General features: G+C 42.3%; 20 protein-coding genes and 2 pseudogenes. 10 read left to right on the plus strand and 12 right to left on the minus strand.

The genetic code is table 11. The features are described 5' to 3' along the window. Nucleotides 1-601 precede the first annotated feature (601 nt). The 4 genes from O9300_RS14360 to vapC all read left to right on the plus strand — a co-directional run bounded on the left by O9300_RS14360 (nucleotide 602) and on the right by vapC (nucleotide 2,130). On the plus strand, nucleotides 602-733 hold the full coding sequence (locus tag O9300_RS14360; protein ID WP_255520654.1) for a hypothetical protein: 132 nt from the start codon (nucleotides 602-604) through the stop codon (nucleotides 731-733). Beyond that, entirely contained in the window at nucleotides 730-1,230 is a 501-nt protein-coding gene (locus tag O9300_RS14365; RefSeq protein WP_287972320.1) for an endonuclease V, read from the plus strand. The genes O9300_RS14360 and O9300_RS14365 overlap by 4 nt, the downstream gene beginning before the upstream one ends. A gap of 302 nt (nucleotides 1,231-1,532) precedes the next feature. Then, a complete protein-coding gene (locus O9300_RS14370) occupies nucleotides 1,533-1,745 on the plus strand; it encodes a type II toxin-antitoxin system VapB family antitoxin (RefSeq protein ID WP_002758634.1) in 213 nt (70 codons plus the stop codon). Then, a complete protein-coding gene (gene vapC, locus O9300_RS14375) occupies nucleotides 1,732-2,130 on the plus strand; it encodes a type II toxin-antitoxin system VapC family toxin (RefSeq protein WP_287727627.1) in 399 nt (132 codons plus the stop codon). Before O9300_RS14370 ends, vapC begins: the two co-directional genes overlap by 14 nt. A gap of 249 nt (nucleotides 2,131-2,379) precedes the next feature. Here the strand turns inward: vapC and O9300_RS14380 are convergent, their stop codons facing one another. The 5 genes from O9300_RS14380 to O9300_RS14400 all read right to left on the minus strand — a co-directional run bounded on the left by O9300_RS14380 (nucleotide 2,380) and on the right by O9300_RS14400 (nucleotide 6,721). Next, on the minus strand, nucleotides 2,380-2,721 hold the full coding sequence (locus O9300_RS14380; protein ID WP_012268344.1) for a type II toxin-antitoxin system PemK/MazF family toxin: 342 nt from the start codon (nucleotides 2,719-2,721) through the stop codon (nucleotides 2,380-2,382). Further along, nucleotides 2,721-2,966, minus strand: a complete 246-nt coding sequence (locus O9300_RS14385) for a hypothetical protein (RefSeq protein ID WP_002739747.1) — start codon at nucleotides 2,964-2,966, stop codon at nucleotides 2,721-2,723. The genes O9300_RS14380 and O9300_RS14385 overlap by 1 nt, the downstream gene beginning before the upstream one ends. Before the next feature lie 76 nt (nucleotides 2,967-3,042). Further along, a complete protein-coding gene (locus tag O9300_RS14390; protein WP_287972322.1) occupies nucleotides 3,043-4,305 on the minus strand; it encodes an NAD(P)/FAD-dependent oxidoreductase in 1,263 nt (420 codons plus the stop codon). Further along, nucleotides 4,302-5,261 carry a hypothetical protein gene (locus O9300_RS14395; protein WP_287972323.1) on the minus strand — a complete coding sequence of 320 codons (960 nt, stop codon included), beginning with the start codon at nucleotides 5,259-5,261 and terminating at the stop codon, nucleotides 4,302-4,304. Before O9300_RS14395 ends, O9300_RS14390 begins: the two co-directional genes overlap by 4 nt. Beyond that, nucleotides 5,261-6,721, minus strand: coding sequence for an MBOAT family O-acyltransferase (locus O9300_RS14400; RefSeq protein WP_287972325.1), 1,461 nt, complete (start codon nucleotides 6,719-6,721; stop codon nucleotides 5,261-5,263). The genes O9300_RS14395 and O9300_RS14400 overlap by 1 nt, the downstream gene beginning before the upstream one ends. A 162-nt stretch (nucleotides 6,722-6,883) precedes the next feature. Between O9300_RS14400 and O9300_RS14405 the strand changes: the two genes are divergently transcribed. Next, nucleotides 6,884-7,855, plus strand: a complete 972-nt coding sequence (locus O9300_RS14405; RefSeq protein WP_287972326.1) for an FkbM family methyltransferase — start codon at nucleotides 6,884-6,886, stop codon at nucleotides 7,853-7,855. A gap of 118 nt (nucleotides 7,856-7,973) precedes the next feature. Here O9300_RS14405 and O9300_RS14410 read toward each other — a convergent pair whose 3' ends face one another. Both O9300_RS14410 and galE read right to left on the minus strand, forming a co-directional pair. Next, nucleotides 7,974-8,399, minus strand: coding sequence for a hypothetical protein (locus tag O9300_RS14410; RefSeq protein WP_287972328.1), 426 nt, complete (start codon nucleotides 8,397-8,399; stop codon nucleotides 7,974-7,976). Nucleotides 8,400-8,672: 273 nt separating this feature from the next. Next, nucleotides 8,673-9,671 carry a UDP-glucose 4-epimerase GalE gene (galE, locus tag O9300_RS14415; RefSeq protein WP_287972330.1) on the minus strand — a complete coding sequence of 333 codons (999 nt, stop codon included), beginning with the start codon at nucleotides 9,669-9,671 and terminating at the stop codon, nucleotides 8,673-8,675. A gap of 69 nt (nucleotides 9,672-9,740) precedes the next feature. Here galE and pap point away from each other — a divergent pair, with 69 nt between their 5' ends. From pap to purN, 4 genes are all read left to right on the plus strand, one after another. After that, complete coding sequence (gene pap / locus O9300_RS14420; protein WP_287972331.1) at nucleotides 9,741-11,234, plus strand: polyphosphate:AMP phosphotransferase; 1,494 nt, start codon at nucleotides 9,741-9,743, stop codon at nucleotides 11,232-11,234. A gap of 104 nt (nucleotides 11,235-11,338) precedes the next feature. After that, nucleotides 11,339-11,890, plus strand: coding sequence for a DUF6036 family nucleotidyltransferase (locus O9300_RS14425; protein ID WP_287972333.1), 552 nt, complete (start codon nucleotides 11,339-11,341; stop codon nucleotides 11,888-11,890). Then, complete coding sequence (locus O9300_RS14430; protein ID WP_002769454.1) at nucleotides 11,887-12,171, plus strand: hypothetical protein; 285 nt, start codon at nucleotides 11,887-11,889, stop codon at nucleotides 12,169-12,171. Before O9300_RS14425 ends, O9300_RS14430 begins: the two co-directional genes overlap by 4 nt. After that, on the plus strand, nucleotides 12,168-12,806 hold the full coding sequence (gene purN / locus O9300_RS14435; RefSeq protein ID WP_287972335.1) for a phosphoribosylglycinamide formyltransferase: 639 nt from the start codon (nucleotides 12,168-12,170) through the stop codon (nucleotides 12,804-12,806). Before O9300_RS14430 ends, purN begins: the two co-directional genes overlap by 4 nt. 215 nt (nucleotides 12,807-13,021) lie before the next feature. Here purN and O9300_RS14440 read toward each other — a convergent pair whose 3' ends face one another. Both O9300_RS14440 and O9300_RS14445 read right to left on the minus strand, forming a co-directional pair. Beyond that, nucleotides 13,022-13,612, minus strand: coding sequence for a Uma2 family endonuclease (locus O9300_RS14440; RefSeq protein ID WP_287972336.1), 591 nt, complete (start codon nucleotides 13,610-13,612; stop codon nucleotides 13,022-13,024). Between the two features lie 46 nt (nucleotides 13,613-13,658). Then, the gene (locus tag O9300_RS14445; protein ID WP_061431433.1) at nucleotides 13,659-14,246 is read right to left on the minus strand and encodes a Uma2 family endonuclease; all 588 of its coding nucleotides are present in this window, start codon (nucleotides 14,244-14,246) and stop codon (nucleotides 13,659-13,661) included. Nucleotides 14,247-14,601: 355 nt separating this feature from the next. On the opposite strand from O9300_RS14445, the gene O9300_RS14450 reads away from it, so the two are divergent. Continuing rightward, nucleotides 14,602-17,322: a valine--tRNA ligase gene (locus O9300_RS14450; RefSeq protein ID WP_287972337.1), complete on the plus strand. Its 2,721-nt coding sequence runs from the start codon at nucleotides 14,602-14,604 to the stop codon at nucleotides 17,320-17,322. Between the two features lie 69 nt (nucleotides 17,323-17,391). Here the strand turns inward: O9300_RS14450 and O9300_RS14455 are convergent, their stop codons facing one another. The 3 genes and pseudogenes from O9300_RS14455 to O9300_RS14465 form a co-directional block, all read right to left on the minus strand. Continuing rightward, nucleotides 17,392-18,828: an NADP-dependent isocitrate dehydrogenase gene (locus tag O9300_RS14455; protein WP_287972339.1), complete on the minus strand. Its 1,437-nt coding sequence runs from the start codon at nucleotides 18,826-18,828 to the stop codon at nucleotides 17,392-17,394. Between the two features lie 249 nt (nucleotides 18,829-19,077). Next, a pseudogene (locus O9300_RS14460) lies at nucleotides 19,078-19,206 on the minus strand (IS630 transposase-related protein); the annotation flags it as partial. Between the two features lie 858 nt (nucleotides 19,207-20,064). Next, nucleotides 20,065-21,286, minus strand: a pseudogene (locus O9300_RS14465) (ISAzo13 family transposase). Nucleotides 21,287-21,344: the final 58 nt, after the last annotated feature.

Below are 21,344 nucleotides of genomic sequence, written 5' to 3' on the forward strand. Positions count from 1 at the left end.
GTTTGAATTGTTCATCTGATAAGTTTTGATAATCCATAATTTTGCTAATAAACATAGCAAAATTATAGATGATTTCCTGACCTAAGATCACATTTTATTCTTTTTTCCACTTCAATCTAAGAATTGAGAAAAAAGCAAAACCCTCCATTATACCATAAAAAAATTATGCAAGAGGTCTTCTGAATCAGAGGATGGCCAGCTTTTTGAGAACAAAGAAAATAGCGCTATGTCTGGCTACTTATTTGGGTCATTTCCTCAAATGCTTTGGACAAAAATTGACCAGACTTGGCGATTAATGTTTCCTCTCCAACTATTAAGAGTGTCAAAATAATAGTGAAGTTTTGTGACAAAGTGCAGTCAGATCTAAGAATCTTTGCTAGAACTCTAGAAAGCTTCTGTGATCAGTCTCCTTAAAGTAGATTGTTTGCAGTAAACTAATCTGGCTAACACGCTTTTGGGCGTAATATAGGGAAAGTTTCTTGCGATTGCTCCATTTGAGAGTAATAGGCGGAAAGATTTTTTTTTAACAAATGTGTATTCGGCGTGATATATGGAAACTTTCCGTCTAACATATAGTGATGTTTTCAAGAGAAGAGAAGAAATGTTATCAACACTTCTAAGTAAACCTGTACAAAAAGCTCAAGAACTACCAGAAGCAATTCAATTGGAAGGCTGCCTCGACGCAATAATTGCCGGTAAGCCGGTTCATTTTCTGGATGGTGGCCTCCGATGATTGCTGCTCTCGATGTCCATTACACCGACACTGCGGCACACGCTGCCGCAATTGTGTTCAAAGAATGGCAATCTGAGGAACCAATTGCCAGCCGCACGGCGACCGAAGAACCTGTGGCGGCATACGAACCTGGAAAGTTCTACAGGCGGGAATTGTCGCCGCTGCTGAGGGTGATCACGCAGATCGGGTTCGACGTACACACCTATGTGATTGATGGCTATTGCCATCTCTCTCGTGACCTTACGCCAGGTTTGGGTGCGTATCTGCACCGTTCGCTGACGCAACCCGCCGTCATCGTCGGCGTTGCCAAGAACCGTTATCGTGATTCGGAACACGCGGTCGAAGTGTTCCGCGCAAACAGCAAGCGGCCTCTCTTTGTCACAGCAATCGGCATCGAATACAACGTAGCTGCCCAACACATTCAATCAATGGCTGGGCAATTCCGAATACCCAAGATGCTCAAGGCCGCTGATGGTCTTGCACGGGGACTGAAATAGTGCGATGCCGAAGGCACTGCATAGTGCGATGCCGAAGGCACTGCGTAGCAGTACGCCGAGCTTGTAGGGTGCGTTCCCTAATCTGGATCCTACTGCTCCACCGATCGATTTTTGGGAACGCACCATGCCCATAGATTGAAGCTGTGAGTTTAAGTGTGATGCCGAAGGCACTACGCCATTGCCGTATGTAGCTTAAAGCTTGAGAGCCAACTAACAAAGATATGCCCAGAGGTGGGTTAGTCATCTATCGGATTAAAATGTAAAGAGAATAATCACCTATACTTCAATCTAATATCCATCCTATGCAAATTACCCTCAACCTTGATGAATCCCTTCTCAAGGAAGCCTTTCAACTGACTAACCTCACCACCCAAGAGGAACTAATGAATCTTGCTCTACAAGAATTCGTGAGATCGCGCCGTAAGAAAAACCTTCTCGACCTTGCCGGACAAATTCAATTTGCTCCAGATTTTGATTATAAAGCCCTACGTGAAACTGGTCATGTTGCTGATTGACACATCTGTGTGGATCAGCGTCTTCCGCAGTCGTGGTGATCAAGTTCGCCAGCAACTGGAAACGTTAATTGCAAATCGTGAGATTTTACTCACCCGCTTTACCCAGCTTGAACTGCTTCAAGGGAGCTTAAACGAGCAAGAGTGGACAATCCTCTCTACTTACCTCGAAGTGCAGGATTATGTTGAACTCAGGCCTTCTTCCTGGCAAGCGGCTGCACGTATTTACTATGATCTGCGTCGTCAAGGATTGACTGTTCGCAGCCCAATTGATTGCTGTATTGCTCAAGCGGCACTGGAAAATGATCTGCTTCTGATTCACAACGACCGTGATTTTGAAACCATTGCTCAAGTGCGATCTCTTCAAAATCTCCGTTTTCAGCCCTAGGGTGCGTTCCCTAATGGGGGTCCTACTGCTCCACCGATCGATTTTTGGGAACGCACCATGCCCATTGATTGAAACTGTGAGTTTAGTTGCGATGCCGAAAGCACTGGTTGGTCTATCGGCGCGTTACGAGGGCAAGCCTAATCGTAATCAAATTCAGAATGGTACAGTCACACGAAGGTGGCATTGGAACAGTGGAAGAATGCAAACTAAAACCTGGGCTTGGAGCGCAAATTGGTGAAACTATCTTCATTACAGTCCCATTAAGATTCTCAGTCTGTCTTCAACCAATGCCAGCGTTTCTGAGGATACAGTTCCCCATCGCTTCTCAAGTCGTTCTACTGAGATTGATCTTACGTCCTCGCACTTGATAAAACTTGGCATTTTCACTCCTCCCTCTGGGGGTTCCACTTTTATGTGGAAAGGGATTCCTTTGTCTTTAGAAGTTACTGGCAAAACAACAACTAAGCCAGATGCACCCTGATTAAACAGGTCTGCTGAAATCACTAAACATGGACGCTTACCAGCCTGTTCATGCCCCCTTACTGGATTAAGATCTGCTAGCCATATTTCTCCTCTGGTAATTTCTGCCACTACCCTTCTACTCCATCAGCGAGAGTTTGCTCCCATGTCTGCCTTTCAGAAATTTCCTCTTGCCATAAAGTCTCATTCTTCCTTAAGGCGGCGAAGGCTTCATTCGCTTGAACTAGAAAAACATATCTGCGATAATTTTCGATGGCTTTGTCTAATACTGTTGGGAGCGTATCCCCAGAGGAGTCAACGAGTGCTAACAGCGTTTTGTGAGCAGCCTCACTAATGCTAATTTTTAATTCAGGCATACTTTTCTCTCGTAGCTTGTGTAGGGCTATTGTAGCCAATTGTGTAAGGACTAACAACCTGGTTGGAACTGATTATTTATTCTCCCTTTTGCCTTTTGCCTCTCCTGATATGTAGCCTATACTCAACGGATTTAGTATTAGATAACACCTGTGAATAACGGAGTCGGAGAAGAATTTTTTTTGCCCAATGTTGAAACACTTTCAATTGATGGCGTTTGCTGGGTAAACGCAGAATATAGACAAATCGACGCATTATATCAGCCAATCTACCAGTAATATTAATGCCAAAACTGGAGACAAGGGCTGATTGTTTACCTAGGGTTAACATATCACCTAAATGGAGATAATAATAGGGTTGGGGCGATTTTTTTCTGATCACTGCCGAGATATTTTTGGCTACTACACTGGCTGCTTGATAGGCTGCCTGTGCCGTGGCAGGAATTACCTGTTTACTCGGATAAATTTCGGCTAGATCCCCGACGGCAAAAACTTCAGGATAGTCGATTAATTGTAAACTGGAACGGGTTAATAATTTGCCTTGTGCTGTTTTCTGACAATCCAAATCATTGATCCAATCCTGTGCTTGGGTTCCTGCTGTCCACAATAATAAATCAATGGGGATAACTTCATTTTTATTATCTTTAAATACGGTTATGGAATTAGCTGCAACTTCCTTTAATCCCGTGTTTAAATAGAGACTAACATTCTTGACTAAAAGGGAACGATAGGAAGCAATACGCACCGATTTAGGGAAGTTTTGCAGTATTTCCTCGTTCTTTTCCACTAGATGAACTTTGCCCTTTTTTCCTAAGCGATCAGCTACCTTACAGGCTAATTCTACCCCATTGGGACCGCCGCCAATAATGGCTAAATTAATTGAGGATTTTCCTTGAGTTTCTAAGTCATGAATTGCCGTTTGTAATTTTTCCACATCCTCTAAACTCCGAAAAGTCAGCCCATAATCGGCTAACCCCGGTATAGCTGGCCAACGATTCCGCACTCCCACCGCTAAAACGAGGTAATCATAATCTATAACTTCCTCATTTTCTAAATATACTCGATGATTGTTTAAGTCAATATTACTAGCTTTTTGAGGTTTTAAATTAACCTGAGTTCCTGTTAATAATTGACGGTAGGAGGGGGCAATTTCCCAGCGTTGTAATTCTCCTGTAATTAGTTCATAGAGAAGGGGAGTAAAGAGAAAATGGTTTTTTGGTTCGACTAAAGTTATTTGCCATTGACCTGATTTTACTGCTGTTAATCGACTCAGATCGAGTGCCGTATATAACCCTCCAAAACCACCCCCCAGAATGCAAATCTTAGTTATAGGTTTATTCATGGATTTTTATTCTCAGTTGTGTTTAAGATGGGTTTCAGTTCCGAAACTAATTGTTCTGAACGAATAATTCTCGCCGGGGGCAAAAGATGATAGTGAGTGTCAGCAAAAATAGTAGAATCGGTCTTAATGTTCAAGTCTTTTGGGTCATAAATTGTTGGCACAACCCGACTTAATTCTTCGGCAGATTTGCGAATATTAGCAACGGTTTTACCATCATTTTTAGCATAAACCCAGGGCAAAGAAACCACTAAAGTCGCCCCTTTTGCTTCTAAATCTTTCTTGAGTTTTTCAATAGCTTTAATTGAATGAGGAGAAGCAGCAGTATCAAAGGTCATTTGCCACCATTTCCCCGTTCTTTCCTTAACTATAGTCGGATCACCTGTATTAGTCATTGGATCGGAAAGATAACCCGTCATTCTGCCTTTGGTGAATAAATCAACCGTGGATTTAGTAACTGGACGCATCCCCGGAATACCTAATAACCAAGTATCCTCGATCATGGTTTTTAAAGGTATCCCACCTAACCCGGGTTTACCAATAGCGACGCTAAAAGGTGCGGACCCCCAAAGTCCTTCGCCGCGATTAAAACCGTCCTCATCCATGAGCATGAGATATTCGGGAATCAGCAGAATTACGTCCCCTTGGCGCGCTTTTTCGAGAATCATAGCGGCAATGACATTTAACCCGATATCCCCCTGTAAACCGAAGTTAACCACGGGAATTCCCAATTCTTTGGCCATTAATTCCGAATTTATGCTATAATGCGCCCCCGATCCCGCCGTGACGATTAAACGTCGCGGTCCTTCGGTACTAGATGCGATCGCTGATTTTTCCTCGTACATCATCCGCAACCAGCTTAATTCGCCGCCGTAGATGACATTATAAACAAAGCCGAGGGACCAAGCGACTCCCAGAGAGGCTAACCAGGGGAAAGGGTTAAAGGATTTAGTATTCATCAGAATTCAAAGTAAATAAAGTCACCGGTATTAGTGGAAGCTAGGAGAATAGTTAAACCTAGCAATATTTTAGACAGCCAAGGGGATAACAAGAGTTCATATTCAAATTTTTTCTGGGCAATAGCCAGATGTTCAAGGATTAAAACAATGATACCAAGAACTAAAGCAACGCTTAAAACTGCTCCTTGATTAAGACTATAGGAACTAAAAATCTCAGCGATATTAGCTAAGGAATAATTGAAAGGATTGGCAATAACAAGCATTTTGCCGATTAATCTTCTGGTGTTAATCTCCATGAAAAAGAGACAACCAAAAATGACCGCCAATTGCGTTAAAGCCCAGGAGACAATTTGCGGCTGAGAAACGTATTTTCCGACGAAAGCATAGAAAGGTCGGCCCAGATAACGCAGTAATAATAATAATGCCCCGTGGTAAGCACCCCAAAAGATGAAATTCCAAGCCGCACCGTGCCAGAAACCTGAAAGCGTAAAGGTGATAAATAGGTAAAAAGGCGCCCAATTTTTATTGGAACCCATCAGGGGTAAAAATACATAATCCCGAAACCAAGTGCTAAGGGTAATATGCCAACGTCGCCAAAATTCGTTAATACTTTGGGATGTGTAGGGGGCTAAAAAGTTTAATTCTAATCTAACCCCGACAAAATAGGCTAAACCAACAGCAATAAAGCTATAACCGCCGAAGTCAAAATAGATTCTCAGGGTGAATAAAAAGGCCTCAAACCAGATATACCAAGCATTGTCGATCATCTTATCTAATTCGATGTAGGGCGCAATGTTATCGGCGAGGACAAATTTCATAAATAAACCGAGGGAAAGCCAACGCAAACCCTTCTCGAAGTTTTCTCCTGTAAATTTGAGGCGAAATCCCTCCATTTGTGGCAATAAATCCCGGCGACGCTCGATCGGACCTGCGACAATCTGGGGGAAAAAGGAGATAAAATTGACATAATCGAGGACGGCTAGGGGTTTCTTTTTCTTTTCCCGTAGGGAGTCCACCACGAAAGCCACCATCTGGAAGGTATAGAAGGATACCCCCGGCGGGATTTGGCTAGGCACGGGAATTGGGGAAAGTTCCTTCCAGTTAGGGGGGAGGGAAACGAATAATCCGATGATTTCCTGCACAAAAAAGCCGAAATACTTGAAGTAGGCAAGGACGAGAATATCGATGACGATAACGATAGTGGCTAGGAGATTCGCTTTCCAGCCGCTCATTTTCAGCACTAGCCAGACCATAATGTAGTTAAAGGCTAGGGAGACGATGAAAACGAGGAAACTGGTGCGACTGGCGTAATAAAATAGGATTAGGGACAGCGCCGCTAATCCCACCCCATCAAAAACACCTCGCCAGAGATTGAAGGACTTCGCCAGGTAGCGCGCCGTTAGGAAAGGAACGCTAAAAAGGATTAATATCCACCAAAATATAAAATCAGAGTAATTCAAGGCGTGTTAACTCCTGATGGTCTGTGTAACCTTGTTTGAGATGGGTTTCCTGACTTCTGATGCTCAGAGACGAGGGATTTTCTTGACAAGCCTATCAAACTTTGTCAAACTTGTCCATAAAATTACCTTCATCCATCCTAAAAAATCGAGGCTAGACAAGCAATGCTTTATCAAAAACTGTTAGATGCACATAAACGCTATCGGCAATTTAAGACTTATCCCCATATTGCTGATCAATATTGGTCTAGTCAATTGGCAGAGCATAATATTAATCCTAATTATGTGGCATATGATGCTAAATCTGGTCAACTTTTTTACAAACCCTTAGGGATCAGTTTAAGCAAAAATAAGCAGGATTTCCTCTTGGGTAGCAAAGTTTTTAACAAAGCTAACGCACTAAAAGCTCTGGCCGATTGTAAATTTTATATCGATGGGCAACAGGAATTAATTATCGATATCGATGGAGTTAAGTTAATTATCGAGACGGGACAGGATTTAGATATCGCCCATGAAATTTTCCTTTTAGGTGTATATAATTTCCTCTATGACAAGCCCTGTGTAGCGATCGATATTGGTATGAATACGGGTTTTGCTAGTCTCTTTTTTGCCAATCGAGCTAATGTGAAAGCTGTCTATAGTTACGAACCTTTTAAGGCTACCTACGACCAAGCTTTCAGAAATTTTGCCCTCAATCCTAATCTAGCGGAGAAGATTAAAGCTTTTGATTATGGAGTCGGCGCTCGGGATGAAATTATTCAAGTAGAATACGATTACAATGTTAAAGGTAGTGTTGGTATTTCTGGTATTGACAACCAATTAAAACCTTTTGCCTCGAAACAAACAGCTACAGCTGATTTAATTCTTAAACCTTTCACCGATGTGTTTAAAGGTATTACCTCTGATTATCCCGACATCGATATAGTTGCCAAGATTGATTGTGAAGGTTCCGAATACGAAATCCTCGATTCTTTAGCGGCAACTGGTCAATTAGGACAGATTAAAATTCTCATGATGGAATGGCATAAAAAGGGTCCCGATGCTTTAGTCAAACATCTGCAAGACTTCGGTTTTATCATCTTCTCCCGGATGCCTCGCAGTAAAAATGTCGGCACTTTGTACGCAATTAAACCCTAATCCGTAGGGTGCGTTACGCTATCGCTAACGCACCACAATATAGGCAATTAGACCTTATATTTTTGGGGTAAAAAGTCAAGATTCAGTAACCCACCACAATAGCTGTGCTAATAGTGCCTTACTGTGCTTGACAATAGGTATTAAAAGCTTCGCCAGTTTCTTTTTCTAATTGTCCGGCTTTTCTTACCTTTTCCTGTGCTAATTTTGCCCCGTTTTTATTGCGAGTTTCGATAACTTGAATTATTTCACGGGTGGCAGTGGCATAATCTTCGTAAACTTGAGCGAAAGCGGTCTTATATTTCTCTAGTTCGGTATCCTTCACTGCTAATTTTTTCATATTTTCTGCGGCCTGTTCGATTTTATCGGCGGCTAATAGCCAACTTTTTTGGTCAATTTCTCTCCCTTGACCGTTGGTTAAGGATTTGGTTTCTTGGGCCACTTCGTTGGCAATCCGATAGATTTTTTGACATTGAAACTGTTTACTATCAGCACAACTTGCTAAAAAAGTCAAGCCCATAAATATTAAGATTATTTTGTTATTCATAGCATTGTATTCGAGAGGATTCTGGAGAAGCTTATAACAGTAAACTATCAGCCTCTAAGTAGGGAGGCACAATTATTTGTAGGATGGGTTAGCGGTAGCGTAACATGAGCGGGCGTTGGGTTTCATGCTTCAACCCAACCTACGTTCTATCGGCACCCCCCTTATCAAGGGGGGCAGGGGGGATCAAAGACAAAATCTATCTTCAATTTAATTGAAACCACTTACTTAGAACTGTTCAATCTTATAAGATTAAAGTTTAGCACTCGATCGCTGTTAAGCGTGTCTTTTTTGATGCCAATTCCATGCGTGTTCAACTATTACCTTGAGATCGGCATATTGGGGATGCCAACCGAGAACCTGTTTAGCTTTATCACTACTGCCGATTAAAATGGGGGCATCACCTGCCCTTCTGGGACTTTCGATTACAGGAATATCTAAACCAGTTACCGCTTGCGCTGTTTCAATCACTTCACGCACAGAAAAACCGTTACCATTGCCCAAATTAAACACATTACTTTCGCCCCCATTTAAGAGATATTCTAAGCCTAAAACGTGAGCTTGGGCTAAATCATTGACATGGATATAATCGCGAACAGCAGTGCCATCGGGAGTATCATAATCCGTGCCGAAAATTGACAGGGAATCCCGTTTTTTCAGGGCAGTTAATAAAGCCAGGGGAATTAAATGGGTTTCTGGTTGGTGATCTTCCCCTAATAAACCACTGGGGTCGGCTCCTGAAGCATTAAAATAACGGAAAGCCACCGATTTTAAACCGTAGGCCGGATCAAAATCCCGAAGAATTTGTTCCACCATTTCCTTGCTGGCAGCGTAGGGACTGAGGGGATGATGGGGATGATTTTCCGTCATCGGAATTTCTTTCGGCATTCCATAAATAGCACAGGTAGAAGAAAAAACAAATTTCTTCACATCGGCGGCGATCATCGCTTGCAAAAGAGTCAGACTACCACTAACATTATTTTGATAGTAAATAGCCGGTTCTTGGACTGATTCCCCCACGGCAATAAAAGCGGCAAAGTGCATGACGGCGGCAATATGACGACTGGCAAATAAATTATCCAGCAGCGATCGATCCCTAGTATCACCGACAATTAACTCAACTTTTAATATATCCTTAATGATTTCGGCGTGACCGTAGGATAAATTATCGAGTACGATGACGGGATAACCGGCATTTTTGAGCGCTAGAACTGCATGGGAACCAATATAACCCGCACCGCCAGTAACGAGAATGGTAGGTTTAACTTGAGACACGCGATCATACCTATTTGAAATTGACTTGTCTATAACTTTATACCCTAATTTTCCTTTTATTTGACCATCATGTTAAGTCCCCTCGATCTATCTCTTTCCCTTGACAAAGAAACTTATCAATCACAAATTAAAGATTTAATGGAACAACTGCGATCGCTACAGAAGTCCTGTTGGGAATGTAAATTACCCGTGGTGGTGGTTTTGGAAGGTTGGGCGGCGGCAGGGAAGGGAACTTTAGTCAAAAAAATGGTTAACTATATGGATCCGCGCGGTTTTACCGTCCATCCAATTTTAACCCCTTCCCCCCAAGAGGAAAGTTACCCGTTTTTGTGGCGATTTTGGCAAAAACTGCCAGCAAAAGGCAGTATCGGCATTTTTTATCACAGTTGGTACACCCATCTACTAGAGGATCGACTCTTAAATAAATTGCCCTCCTCCCAGATTCCCCTGGTCATGCGCGATATCAACACCTTTGAGCGACAATTATTTGATGATGGGGTCGCAATCGCTAAATTCTGGATTCACCTCAGTCAAAAGGAATTAAAGTCACGCATCAAAGAATACGCCGAAAATGAGCTAGAATCTTGGCGCGTGCGTCCGGAAGATTGGCAACAGGCCAAACGTTATGATGAGTATGCCAGTTTAGCCGAGGAAATGATTACCTACACTAGCACGGGGGCCGCCCCTTGGACATTGGTGGAGGGCAACTGTCAACGTTGGGCCCGGGTAAAAGTTCTCTCCCAATTAGTCGGTACGATCGCTCAAGCTTTGGATCAGCGCCAATTACCGATCGAACCTCCTGCCAATCTACCACCCCAAGCCCAATTACTGCCCACGGAACCCGATTATCTGGGGAGAGTGGACTTAAGTGCCAAATTGGAAAAAGAAGACTATAAAATCCGCTTGCGTGAGGCACAGGTAGAATTAAGAAAACTGCAATTAAAGATTTTTCAGGCAAATATCCCCGTTTTAGTCCTCTTTGAAGGGTGGGATGCCGCCGGCAAGGGAGGTGCGATCAAACGCTTAACCGATACCCTCGATCCTCGCAGTTATCAAGTGATTGCCTTTGCTGCCCCGACGGAGGAAGAACATCGCTATCATTATCTCTGGCGCTTCTGGCGGAAATTACCCGCAGCCAAAACTATTGGTATATTCGATCGCAGTTGGTATGGACGGGTTTTAGTGGAGAGAGTGGAAGGATTCGCTAAAGATATGGATTGGCGACGGGCATATCAAGAAATTAACGAATTTGAAGCCCAATTAACCCATTCAGGCTGTGTTTTAGTCAAATTCTGGTTACATATCAGCCCCGAAGAACAGTTAAATCGCTTCAACGAGCGCCAAAATAACCCCTATCGTCAACATAAACTCACCGATGAAGATTGGCGCAATCGGGAAAAACAGCCCCTCTACCATGTGGCAGTTAATCACATGGTAGCCCGCACTAGCACCCCCGTCGCCCCCTGGACGATTGTGGCGGCAAATGATAAGTATTTCGCCCGCGTTAAAGTCATAGAAACAGTAATTGCCGCTATTGAAACCGGTTTGAAACAACGGGGATAAGGGAGATAGGGGTATGGGGATTTTTTCGATTCAGTTGTACAATTTACCTTTGAGTAGGCACTAAACTAAACTGGTAACTTGAGGCAGATAATCACGGCAAAAAAATGCGTGCAAACGTTGACGCTCAGAAGTTAGAACGCCTAATGCAAATCTTAGGTAAAGAAGCTCAGGGTTCAGGCACTATCTACTTTACAGGTGGAGCGAGTGCCTTACTGGTGGGATGGCGGAATTCCACAGTCGATGTGGATATCCGTCTAGATCCCGAACCACTGGGCATTTTTCAAGCGATCGCCAAGCTAAAAAAAGAATTGAACATCAACATTGAACTGGCATCTCCGCAGGATTTTCTGCCCCCTATTCCGGGATGGCGCGATCGAAGCGTATTCATTGGCAAACGAGGTCAAATCTCTTTCTATCACTATGATTTTACAGCCCAAGCTCTTTCTAAACTATCGAGAGGGTTTGACCGTGACTTGAAAGATATTGAAGCTATGTACGAACACAAATTATTCTCTTTGAATGAGCTAGGGGAATGCTTTGAAGCGATTGCACCGGAACTAATCCGATTCCCCTCCCTTAACCCTGATGTGCTGAGAAGCAGAGTCGAGAACTTTATTGAACGTTTTGAATATCCACCAGAGGAGAAACAATCATGAATCTCAATGAGTTGCCAGGGGCCGAGATCATCTTACCCGGACTGAGGGATCTTCACAATGGTGAGTCCAATACCATTGGGGCGTTGCTAGTTGCGATCGCATCGACGCGCCTAACCGAAGTCGGTTTCGATATCCCTAAAAATCACCTAGCTTCAGAGCCTGAGCTAACCTTGTATGCCTATCTCCAAGAGGAACGGGATGATGCTTATTCTTACTATAATGCTTTGCTGAATCGCCTCAATAGCTTTTGCAATGCACTCGAACTCGCTTATAAAATATGATGACAATTTCCCCAAGTTTAATTTCTCCCGATCTTAGTTTGGCCGATATTCCCCTAGAGGAAACCCTCTCTTTAGGAGTGATGGCTTCTGGTAGTGGTTCCAATTTTGCTGTTTTAGCAGCAGCGATCGCTAAAAAACAACTTAATGCCCGGATTTCTGTCCTCATCTACAATAATCCCGATGCCAAGGTAAAAGAAAAAGCCGCTCACTACAATATCCCCGCGGTTTTCCTCGATCATCGTCAATTTAAACCCAGAGAAGAACTCGATCGGGCAATAGTAGAAACTTTCCAAGAATACGGCGTAAAATGGGTAATTATGGCGGGCTGGATGCGAATTGTCACCCCGGTTTTACTAGATGCTTTTCCCGATCGCGTGATCAATATCCATCCTAGTTTACTACCCAGTTTTAAGGGTGTGCGTGCCGTGGAACAAGCTTTAGCTGCGGGGGTAAAAGTGACCGGATGTACTGTGCATATCGCTCGCGCGGAGGTAGATAGTGGCCCAATTTTAATGCAAGCAGTGGTTCCCATTCTCCCGGATGATACCGCGGCTAGTCTCCACGAACGCATTCAAGTGCAAGAACATCGCATTTTCCCGGTAGCGATCGCTTTAGCGGCGAAATTGGGTCTGTAGAGACAGATTTCCCGACCTCCTTGCCGAGAATACTGGCAAAAAAACGAAAATTCAAAGCAAATCGTTAAATAAGTAGGTAGGCGTTAAAAATTATCAGACACCACCCTTATTAAGGTAGGGTTGATTCATGAATCAACCCTACTATGAATCAACCCTACTATGAATCAACCCTAGGACTAAGGGGGGATCGAACCTAAAATCCATTTTAAATTTAATTATAACCAGCTACTTATATTAAAAGTAACTCCTTCGTAAATTTCCTGAAAACTGAGAGCAAAATTGACAGAAGTTAAAGATAAACTGGCATTTTCACCCTCGTATTCCGTTAATAACCATTTATTTTCTTGAGTTTTGTTATACTGCATGACGTAGGGACGACTTTGACTGATCAGAATATATTCTTGAAATTCCGGCAGCGAACGATAATAGAGAAATTTATCACCCTGGTCATAATTTTGAGTTGATTTTGAGAGGACTTCTACTATTAATCTGGGATTGGTAACAGTTGTCTTGCCAGTTTCATAATAAATCGGTTCTCCCTCAATTAGCATCACATCGGGATAGGTTGCTTGACGATATTGCGCTATCCATACTTTAACATCACCGATAAATATTTTATAGTTGGACTGTGGTAACTTTAGGCGTAAATAAAAGTAAAAATTACCTGCAATTTTATTATGATCGGTAGTGCCTCCCGTCATCGGTACGATTTCCCCATCTTGATACTCATGTTTATAGGTTGCCGTTTCCTCTAGTTCTAAATATTCGGCAAAGCTATAGGTACTTTTATCTGTTGCTATGGTCATAATTGATTGATTCTTTCGTTAACTTAAGCTTGTTGAAACAACTGGTTTAATCATTGATTATATTAAAAGTAACTCCTTCATAAATTTCCTGAAAACTGAGATCGAAATTGACAGAAGTTAAAGATAAACTAGCATTTTCGCCCTCGTATTCCGTTAATAGCCATTTATTTTCTTGAGTTTTGTTATACTGCATGACGTAGGGACGACTTTGACTGATCAGAATATATTCTTGAAATTCCGGCAGCGAACGATAATAGAGAAATTTATCGCCCTGGTCATAATTTTGAGTTGATTTTGAGAGGACTTCTACTATTAATCTGGGATTGGTAACAGTTGTCTTGCCAGTTTCATAATAAATCGGTTCACCTTCAATTAGCATCACATCGGGATAGGTTGCTTGACGATATTGCGCTATCCATAATTTAACATCACCGATAAAAATATTATATTTCTGTCCTTTGAGGGCAAATTTTAAATAAGCGGCAAAATTGAGAGCAATTTTATTATGATCGGTAGTGCCTCCTGTCATCGGTACGATTTCCCCATCTTGATACTCATTTTTATAGGCTGCCGTTTCCTCTAGTTCTAAATATTCGGCAAAGCTATAGGTACTTTTATCTGTTGCTATGGTCATAATTTAAGTAGCTGGTTATAATTAAATTAAAAATGGATTTTAGGTTCGATCCCCCCTGCCCCCCTTGATAAGGGGGGTGCCGATCCCCCCTTAATCCCCCCTTAATAAGGGGGGCATCTGAGAGTTTTTAATACCTACCCACTTATTGATTGAGTCCCTCAATTGATTATAGCAATTATTATACTGGTGAGATACAAAAAAGTTACCATAAATTAGCTAGGTTTAGCCGAGCAAAAGATAACAGCTATTTTGATAGGACTCTTGAAAACTTTTAGCCGGCAACTAAACCAGAATTTGATCTCTCCCAAATGTGGGACAATTGACAAAGAACTAAGAATTGTAGAATCCCCCCATCATGACCTCGGAACTATCGAAGCAATACGATCCCAAGATCACAGAAACGAAATGGCAGCAATATTGGGAAAATCAAGAAATATTTACAGCAAACCCCGAAAAAGGCGGCGAAACCTACTGTATAGTCATCCCCCCTCCCAATGTTACCGGTAGTCTCCACATGGGTCACGCTTTCGAGAGTTCCTTGATTGATACACTCGTTCGCTACAAGCGCATGACTGGCAAAAATACCCTCTGGCTGCCCGGGACGGATCACGCTAGTATTGCAGTACAAGCTATACTCGATCGCCAATTAAAAGCCGAAAAAACCGACCGTTACCAACTAGGAAGGGAAAAATTCCTCGAACGCGCTTGGCAATGGAAAGAGGAGTCAGGTAGTACCATTGTTAATCAACTGCGACGCTTGGGGGTATCCGTCGATTGGACGCGGGAACGTTTCACCATGGATGAGGGACTTTCCCATGCTGTCCGTACTGCTTTTATCAAACTTTATGAGGACGGATTAATCTATCGCGGTCAATACTTAGTTAACTGGTGTCCCGAATCCCGGTCGGCCGTTTCCGATTTAGAGGTGGAAAACAAGGACATTGAGGGAAATCTCTGGTATTTTCGCTATCCTCTCAGCGATGGTAGCGGTTATCTTCAAGTGGCCACCACAAGGCCCGAAACCATGCTAGGTGATACTGGTGTCGCTGTCAACCCGCAAGACCGCCGTTATCGCCATTTAATCGGCAAAACCGTCACTTTACCGATAATGGGGCGAGAAATTCCCATTATTGCCGATGAATTGGTGGATACCGAATTCGGTACCGGTTGCGTCAAAGTTACGCCGGCCCACGATCCTAAGGATTTTGAGATGGGTAAACGCCATAATTTAGCCTTTATTAATATCATGAATTTAGACGGCAGTTTAAACGAAAATGCCGGAATATTCGCGGGTCAAGATCGTTTTGTTGCCCGCAAAAATGTCGTTAAAAAACTCGATGAAGACGGCTTTTTAGTTAAGATTGAAGCCTATCGCCATAGCGTCCCCTATAGCGATCGAGGTAAAGTTCCCGTGGAACCCCTTTTATCTACCCAATGGTTCGTTAAAATCGAACCTTTAGCCACAAAAGCTTTAGCCTGTTTAGATCAGGAAAACTCGCCCCGTTTTGTGCCAGAAAGATGGACAAAAGTTTATCGCGATTGGTTAGTTAAACTAAAAGATTGGTGTATTTCTCGACAACTGTGGTGGGGTCATCAAATTCCCGCTTGGTACATTATCAGTGAAACTAATAACGAAATTACTAACCATACTCCCTTCGTCGTTGCCCAGGATGAAACCTCCGCTTTAGCCAAGGCCAAACAAGAGTATGGAGAGGATATAATTATTCAACAAGACCCCGATGTTTTAGATACTTGGTTTTCCTCGGGATTGTGGCCATTTTCGACTATGGGATGGCCAGAAAAAACCCTTGATCTAGACACCTATTATCCCACCACAACCCTCGTCACTGGTTTTGATATTATCTTTTTCTGGGTGGCAAGAATGACGATGATGGCGGGCTATTTTACGGGACAAATGCCCTTTAAAGATGTCTATATTCACGGTTTAGTTAGGGATGAAAACGGCAAAAAGATGTCTAAATCTGCCAATAACGGCATCGATCCCCTAATTTTAATTGATAAATATGGAACCGATGCTTTACGATATACCTTAATTCGAGAAGTGGCAGGAGCAGGACAGGATATCAGTCTGCAATATAACCGTAAAACCGATGAATCGGAATCCGTAGAAGCGGCCCGAAATTTTGCCAATAAAATTTGGAATGCTTCCCGTTTTGTCATGATGAATCTGGAGGGAAAAACCCCAGAAGAATTGGGAGAACCAGTTTTAGAAAATTTAGAATTAGCCGATCGCTGGATTTTATCTCGTTATCATCAAACAGTACAAAAAACTAGAGATTATCTAGAAAATTATGGCATGGGGGAAGCGGCAAAAGGTCTATACGAATTTATCTGGCGCGATTTCTGTGATTGGTATATCGAGTTAGTGAAAACTCGTTTATGGAAGGATAAAGAATCGGTTTCTTGTGCTACAGCCAGGCAAACTTTGGCTTTTATCTTGGCAGGGACATTAAAATTATTACATCCCTTTATGCCCCATATTACCGAAGAAATTTGGCATAATTTAACCCAAGAAAATCAGCAAGTTTTGGCTTTACAAACCTATCCAATAGCTGATAGTTCTCTGCTCGATCTAGACTTAGAAAATACTTTTGATTTATTAATTGAAAGTATTCGGGTGTTGCGTAATTTGCGCGCCGAAGCGGGGATTAAACCGGGGGCAACGATCACGGCAATTTTACAGACAGAAAACAGCCAAGAATTAGCTATTTTGCAACGCGGACAAGTGTACTTAAAAGACTTGGCCAAGATCGAAAACTTAATTTTGACGGCAAAATTGACCGAGGAAGTCAATCAGGCGATCGCCGGTGTTGTCGCTACGGTAGAAATCCTCATCCCCCTGTCCGGATTGGTTGATATATCGGTATTGGCTGGGAAATTAGCGAAAAATTTAGCTAAAGTAGAAGGGGAAATCAAGAGTTTGAGCGATCGCCTGAATAAACCTAGCTTTGTCGAAAAAGCTCCAGAAGCTTTAATCCAAAAAACGAAGCAAGCTTTAGCAGAGTCCGAAAAACAAGCCCAAATTCTCCAAGAACGCTTAAAACGTCTGCATTAACGGAGGCAGGGGTTATTTTTGGGATTTTCTGAAAAATAGGGCAGTTTTCAGGCTACCCTAACCGGAAAATTAATCCCCAAAATGGGAGATAATCGCGTCGGCAAATTCGGAACATTTCAGGGGAGGATTAACGGGAGGTTCCATCAGACGCGCTAAATCGTAGGTAACTTGTCGATTGGCGATCGCTGCTGCGATGCCTTTTTTAATCAAATCGGCCGCTTCTTGCCATCCCATGTATTCCAACATCATCACCCCGGAAAGAATCACCGAACCAGGGTTAATTCGGTCTAAACCGGCGTGTTTAGGGGCTGTGCCGTGGGTTGCCTCAAAAATAGCGCAAGTATCGCCAATATTCGCCCCGGGTCCCATCCCTAAACCACCCACGATCGCCGCTGCCGCATCGGAGAGATAATCGCCATTCAGGTTCATGGTAGCGAGGATCGAGTATTCATCGGGACGGGTTTGAATCTGTTGGAAGATACTATCGGCAATGCGATCGTTAACCATAATTTTATCTTGCCACTGCCCATTGCCGTGGGTTTCCCAGATGGCATCGAGAACACTGGTCACTTCTTGGCAGATTTTAGCTTTTTTCTCGTCCGTGAGGGCATCATAACCCGGTTCCACCATGCGGGCGTTATCTTCGATGCTCAGATCAGGGTTTTTCTCCTTATTGCTCAGGATCCATGATTCCATCTCGGTGACGCACACATCCCGGAATTCACTTTTAGCTAATTCATAACCCCAATCCCGAAACGCCCCTTCGGTATATTTCATAATGTTACCCTTGTGGACGAGAGTAACTTGATTTTTCGGTTTGGGTAAAGTCAGCGCTCGTTCGATCGCCCGGCGGACTAATCTTTGGGAACCCGTCTTACTAATCGGTTTGATACCGATACCCGCATCGAGGGGAATTTGTTTTTTCCCGTGTTCGGGAGTGGCGGGAATTAGTTCCGTGTTGAGATAATTAATCAGTTTATCGGCGATTTCCGTGCCTTGTTTCCATTCGATGCCGAGATAAATATCCTCGGTATTTTCCCGATAGACGATGACATCGAGTTTTTCCGGGGTTTTATGGGGGGAAGGGGTTCCCGCATAGTAACGACAGGGACGAACACAGGCATAGAGGTCAAAAATTTGCCGCAAAGCCACATTCAGGGAACGAATGCCGCCACCGATCGGAGTGGTCAAGGGACCCTTGATGGCAATACCATATTCTTTAATCGCTGTCAATGTATCTTGGGGTAGATATTGATAGGTCCCGTAGATTTCGCAAGCTTCATCGCCAGCATAGACTTTAAACCAATGGATTTTCCTTTGACCAGCGTAGGCTGTGGCGATCGCTGCATCGATAACTTTTTCGGTTGCGGGCCAGATATCGACCCCCGTACCGTCACCGCGAATGAAGGGAATGATGGGATCGTCGGGAACTAGAGGTTTTCCCTCAGAAAAAGTAATTGTCGAGCCTGTTGTCGGTGGGGTGATTTTTTCGTAGCTCACAGTCATGGGCTTCCAGAAACAGTATTTATCTATACGTTGGGAGTCTAGCGCCGTCAATATCTATACTCAGGGATTTTGGGTAATTTCTTAAAGATTCCCTTGCTGGTATCTCCCTCAAAACAACCTAGAAGAAAAGCCTGAAACCGAGACAGAGACTAGGGTTAAGCCTAGAGCCGCCCGCCCGACGGTCAAATGTGTAGATACTTACTGTGAATTGTACAAAAACTTATTTGGAGAAGTGAGAGCCGATGAAGCCTTTGTTGCTGCAAGTTCCTTTCGATTTAGCCATCTATATATTGTTGCTGCAACTATCTTAAATAGAGCGGCGGATTTAGTTATGCTTTCCCCATTTTCTACATAAGACCTCTTGCAAAAATCAAAAATCTTCCCTTAGATTAAGGAGTAAGGAGCCAGTAGCCGGTCGTCAGGAGAATTAAGAATGAACATTAATCAATTAAATGGTATATTTAGGGATTTTATGCAATTTTATGCCTGTTTTTCTCATTTTTCAACTCTCAAAAATTAATTAGGCAAGAACTCTATAATCGATTACTTTTTTTCTCAAGTCTAGGCTATAAGACATTTTTCTGTATGGGTTGCTCGTTTCTCCTTATTTTACCCTATTTTTCCCTTGCATCATACTTATTTGGAATGACTATATTATCTGAACTAGGACGAACAATCTGTCTTTTACTTAGCTGTTGCCAAATATCTACTAGGAAGACTAGCAAGAACAGATGAACAGCACCTAGAAACTGATGTCTTTCAAAGATAAAGAAGAACTTGGGTAATAAGGGAACATTCGGCGGTTGTTGAAAACCTAAATACTGTTGTGCTTGTACCACATAAGCATTAGAGACTTGGGAATAAAGAAAACAACCGTAGGCAAAAGCAGCAAATAAAGAGGCGAGTAGGGCGCGTCTGGATACTAGGAAATCCTGATAGTAGAGCCAGATAATACTTCAAGGATGGGAGCATCTCACCTTTGTAATAAGTAGAAATGCTTAATGATCTCAATAAGGGACTTCCAGAGAATAAAATACCCAACAAAAAAATAGAAAAGTGTTTTTTTGAAAAAGTAATTATTTTTGTCCAGGAAAACAAAGAGTCTCCCATTACAACCTATTTTTTCGGAAAAATAGGCAGCACAATCTTTTATACTTCCGAGCTTTTTCGAGTATAACAAGGACAAGTTAAAGAATCAAGGACAGTTTTTAGCTAACCATCTTAGTTAACTACAAACTAGGTCTTATCATAATAGATATCAATAAAGCATTGTCCCAAATCGGGAAAGTCTTGATTCGTTGATTCTGTGAGACGTTCGATTTTTTCTTCGATTTTTTCCATGGCTTTTTTAGTAAGCTTTACTCCTTTTTCGTAAGTTTCAGTAATCAACTTAACAATCGGGTGTTTTCCTTTCCACGTCATAGTTTGGGCGAATTTCAAAGCGGTTTCGATTTCATCTAAAATACTCCCATTCCAATGGTTTTCTAACACAGCCCAGGTTCGTTCAATAGGATTATATTTACTATGGTAGGGGGGATAGTAAGCTAAACGTATATTAACTTGATATTTTTGGGGAAACTCAACTATACGTTTCATAAACTGAGTTCGTCTCGAATTATTTTATGATCCATTATCTTGATTAATTATCAAAGTTTTAATTTTCTCAAAACGAGATTTTTCAGACTCCCAGAAATCCTCTAATATATCAACAATAAAGTCACTGGTTACTGTGGAGGTAGTGAAATACAAAAACAACTCATCAAATTCTGGAATAAGTATTCCGTAAGGGGTTAGGGTTGTTTTCGGATTAAAATCATGATCGTTTGTTTCGACAGTTATTCTATTTTCACCTCCTCGATCAAACAGTCCAATATTAACACGGGCTTTGGCATCTAAACTAAGACGTAACATCGTAGGGTCTTCATCCGCTTCCCGATTAATGTTAGCTAATTCCTCAAAGATTGCCGCGGTTTCTGGAATTTTTTTGAGGTAAAACTTTAGCCACTCTTTTCAGACGATAACCTAAGTTATTTAATTTAACCCGAATAGTTTCCTCGCTCGGTACATCCTCATCACTGTATCCATATTTAGAGATTAATTGCTTTCGGACTTCGGCCGCACTCAGTCTCACATAAAGCCTTTGACTTTTAAAACTTGGGTCAGTTTGGCTTTGAGAATCCACTAAACTTTTGATGTTTTCCAAGAGAAAAGGTAAATGTTCTTCTGCTTTTTTCCGCCCCTTAGCTGAATGATTATCAACACAAATAATACCTCTTTTTAGTTCTTTAATTCCTTGACGAGTAGTAGTTCGATTCCTGCCTAACTCCTGTGCAGCAAGGGTTTGTACCCCATAGCCTAATTCTAAGACTGTTTGCGCCATGAATCTTCTTTTAGCTGCACCTTTTAATTGAAGTGCAGTTTCACTGAGCAATTTCTTGAGGGAATCAGTTAATTCCATATACACTTACAAAGAAAAACTTGATTAATAATGTACAGGATTAATTCTACTACAAAAT

The organism is Microcystis sp. LE19-195.1E (genome assembly GCF_027532095.1).
Lineage (GTDB): Bacteria > Cyanobacteriota > Cyanobacteriia > Cyanobacteriales > Microcystaceae > Microcystis > Microcystis aeruginosa.